5 protein-coding genes are annotated in these 3,466 nt (G+C 46.1%); 3 read left to right on the top strand and 2 right to left on the bottom strand.

Annotated features, from left to right (window positions below; genetic code table 11):
• A partial coding sequence (locus WCO51_11305) for a pyridoxal-phosphate dependent enzyme (protein MEI6513842.1) occupies positions 1–559 on the bottom strand: 559 nt, incomplete at its 3' end.
• A 29-nt stretch (positions 560–588) separates the two neighbouring features.
• Positions 589–1,047 carry an Rrf2 family transcriptional regulator gene (locus tag WCO51_11300; GenBank protein MEI6513841.1) on the bottom strand — a complete coding sequence of 153 codons (459 nt, stop codon included), beginning with the start codon at positions 1,045–1,047 and terminating at the stop codon, positions 589–591.
• Positions 1,048–1,218: 171 nt separating this feature from the next.
• Here WCO51_11300 and WCO51_11295 point away from each other — a divergent pair, with 171 nt between their 5' ends.
• The 3 genes from WCO51_11295 to WCO51_11285 form a co-directional block, all read left to right on the top strand.
• Positions 1,219–1,704 carry a hypothetical protein gene (locus WCO51_11295; GenBank protein ID MEI6513840.1) on the top strand — a complete coding sequence of 162 codons (486 nt, stop codon included), beginning with the start codon at positions 1,219–1,221 and terminating at the stop codon, positions 1,702–1,704.
• Between the two features lie 148 nt (positions 1,705–1,852).
• On the top strand, positions 1,853–3,283 hold the full coding sequence (locus tag WCO51_11290; protein ID MEI6513839.1) for a TolC family protein: 1,431 nt from the start codon (positions 1,853–1,855) through the stop codon (positions 3,281–3,283).
• Positions 3,280–3,466 (top strand): hypothetical protein (locus WCO51_11285; protein ID MEI6513838.1); only part of this gene is annotated, 187 nt, incomplete at its 3' end. The genes WCO51_11290 and WCO51_11285, both read left to right, overlap by 4 nt.

Genomic DNA, 3,466 nt, shown 5'->3' with positions numbered 1-3,466 from the left:
CCCCAGTGATCGTTCCGCCCGTTCCGACACCGGCTACTAAGATATCAATTTCGCCATCGGTATCACGCCAGATTTCCTCGGCGGTGGTTTTGCGGTGGACTTCAGGATTCGCAGAGTTTTTGAACTGCTGCGGCATATAATAGTGATCCGGGTCGGAGGCAATTACTTCTTCAGCTTTACGAATTGCGCCGGGCATACCTTCCGGGCCGGGAGTAAGAATAAGTTTTGCTCCTAATGCTCGAAGCAATGTACGGCGTTCCACGGATGCCGATTCAGGCATAACCAATAGGCATTTATAGCCTTTAGCAGCGCACACAAAGGCCAACCCGATGCCCGTGTTGCCGCTGGTGGGTTCTACAATAATTGTATCTTGTTTGATGAGGCCATCTCGCTCGGCAGCTTCAATCATGGACACGCCGATACGATCTTTGACACTTCCAAGAGGGTTAAAGAATTCGAGTTTAGCAACTATCTTCGCAGCACTCCCATCAGACACGCGATTGAGTTGTACTAAGGGGGTGTTTCCGACTAATTCGATAATGTTGTTTGCAATACGCATTTTCTTCCTCCGTGGGTTAGTTATGACGCTTAAAGGTTTGGCATGAAGCTCTGGGTGTCTTCATAGCGCAATTTCTCATTCACAAAATCGGAAATATAAGTCGTTTCCAACAAATGAGCGACTGATCGTTCCAGACGAACGCGGAATTTAGTAACTACTGAAGTTGCACTGGGGTCGAAGGAGTCTGTATTGATATCATCCAAATCGGCGGGATCGCTTCCGGTGAATGCGCGCAGCACTTCACCAACGCTCAATAAGGCAGGGCTTCGGTTGAGCAGATACCCACCACCTGCGCCCCTGACGCTTCGCACGATACCGGCACGTTTAAGTTCGGCTAGTATCTGGTCTAAGTAAGGACCAGGTATTTTTTGGCGAGCAGCAATCTCGCGGCTCTGGCTAGCATTATTGTGTGATTGCATAGCTAAGTCCACAACGGCTCTTAGAGCGTAATCTAACTTCGCATTGACAAGTGAGATACCAAAAGACATAATTATTTTATAATTGATTAACTTGATTTCTTTAGTCAATTATCACTATAGGTATATACGTTTGTCAAGCTTGCGAAGGTGCCCGAAATTCCTATTATCCTCAACGTATTTTTAATCTTTGCATTGACTTTCTAGAGCCTAGTCGCGTAGATTCTAATTGGAGGAAGAGGCATGCGAACATTAGAACAAGAAACAGAATCATGGTTTGTTAAGGCTTTGAAGTTAATTCTTTTTTGGGTTGTTATTCCTGTTGGGTGTTTGCTATTGGGCATATATGTAATTGGCCCGTGGCGTGCCATTTCAAAGATTAACGTTCAAAAACAGCAAGTGTCAAATGAACAGCTTGTAACTCCTCCCGCTGAAGTTGCTCAAGCGCCCAGTGATACCGCTTCTTCTGATGCAGTTGAAGTTACCATCCAAGAAGTAACGCCAGGTTCAGGATCAGGCCGCTCATCACGCCGCCATCGTTATTCTTCGGACTCAACTGACAGTACGACGAGCAGTACAACTCGCCCACGCTCACGTCATCGTCGAAAACGACCGGCCTCAACCCCAATCACAACCGATACCAATAATACAGCTAACGAAAGTCCAACTCCTACCGTTGAGCCTAAAGTCCAACCTCCAGAAAGTCCAGATTCTACGGGAAATCAGTAGGTTGGGAGTGTTTCGGATAAATATTTTTCTCTTCATTAACAGGAATTCTTTATGCCGACGGCGAAATTAACTTTTGCTGTTTACTTACTTGCATTAGTTACGACGTTGGATAGTAATCAGTTGGAATCCGAAGGAGTGTTGTCCGATTATGTGCGTGCGTGCAATAGAGAGGATTTTGGTAGGGCAAATGCGCTTATGCGTGTTGGTATGTATTTTCTCTGTCTCGTGTTATGCGGTTCATGCGGTTGAAGCTCCCGCTGACAACCTGAGGCTGTCGCTTAAAGATGCGGTCAGCAGGTCTTTAACTAAAAACCCCGATATTAAGCAGATGGAGACCGAACGCTTAAACTCGATCTCCAACCTGTCAATTGCCAACATCCGCACCTTAGCTACAGCAGGAGTTGATACCTTTATTAGCGGTACAACCGGAGAAATGGGCACAACAGGCCTGATATTTGGGCATGGCGAATATAACGCTCTTTCCGGCATGGACGCAAAACTTGATTTCGCTCCAGTGGCATTTGGGGCTGATCGAGCAAGTCTTGGTTTGGAAGTGGGCATTCCACTGACGAAAGGGCGTGGGAAGTTATCACCTCAATGGAATACTCTCGAAGACGCTAAATCATATTTAACAATCCAAAATTATGAGACCTATCTCAGGCGCCAAAAAACTGTTTACTTAGTGGTTCAATCGTATATGTTTGTGCTTCTTGCTCAGGAAGAAACCAAAGTGCAGGAAAAATCCCTTGAAATCGCGCGTGCAGTTGCTGAAGGCGCTAGAAAGCGCGCAGCAGCAGACCTGGTTACCTTTAACGAAGTATCCCGCGCTGATGTCAATGTGGCTAAAGCGGAAGACGAGCTCAACCGGAAACGAATTGATACCAAAGCAGCGGTCGATGATCTGCTTATCGCCATCGGTGAACGAATTGAAACTAATGTTGAATTGACCGATATTGTGCCTGAAAAAGAGTATGTTTCACCTGATTCAATAAAAGCTGTTTCAATAGCACTGGAAAACCGGTTGGAGCTCAAACAGTATGACCAGCAATTAGTTGACAAGCATCGCCAGCTAGCCTTATCAAAAGATCAGCTTCGCAATTCATTGGATATAGTTGCCGGTTACAGATCAACTAATTTCGGCAGCAGTATATTCAGCGATTCCCTTCTCAACTCGGATTCGGCTCGCATAGGACTTCAATACGGCGTAATCCTAGATAAGCGCGATTTGCGCGAGAAAACAAAGATTAACCAGCGACAACTTGACTTGCTGGCTGATTTGCGAGTTTACGAAGCTGATCGGATAGCTTCCGAAGTCCGTGACGCTTGTCGTGCGGTTGATGCGGAAGGGGCTTCTTTGAGGATTTTATCCTTGAACTTGCAGACTGCTAGGGACTTTCTCAAGATTTCGCAGAGATTGGTGGAAGAGGGTTTAGCTTCGAACCGTGAGATTCTTGATGCTCAGGAAGCGCTGCGCCAGGTTGCAATAGGAATCCTTAGCGCAAAGGTAAGCCTGTATTTGGCAGAAATTAGACTAAAACTCGCTATGGGCGAGGATCTATTAGAGACGGTGAAAAAATGAGACCAGCGATTATTTGGTCAGGACGCGTTCTTATTGTTACGTTCATTATAATAGCGGTTTTTCGATGGGGTGTTCCACTTGGCCGCCAATATTTCGCACCAGTTAAAAAGAGCAACTACGTGCCAACTGCCAAGGTTTTGAGGGGGAACCTAACGATCAGTTTTCAAGAATCGGGGGTGCTTC

It is taken from the genome of bacterium, from assembly GCA_037131655.1.
Lineage (GTDB): Bacteria > Armatimonadota > Fimbriimonadia > Fimbriimonadales > JBAXQP01 > JBAXQP01.
The sequence above is the reverse complement of the archived record's forward strand: the minus strand, read 5'-3'. Positions and strand labels throughout refer to the sequence as shown.

Bases quoted from the DNA above. Each gene is read 5' to 3' on its own strand.
- WCO51_11300 (MEI6513841.1), bottom strand. From the start codon at position 1,047: ATGTCTTTTGGTATCTCACTTGTCAATGCGAAGTTAGATTACGCTCTA.
- WCO51_11295 (MEI6513840.1), top strand. From the start codon at position 1,219: ATGCGAACATTAGAACAAGAAACAGAATCATGGTTTGTTAAGGCTTTG.
- WCO51_11290 (MEI6513839.1), top strand. From the start codon at position 1,853: ATGTGCGTGCGTGCAATAGAGAGGATTTTGGTAGGGCAAATGCGCTTA.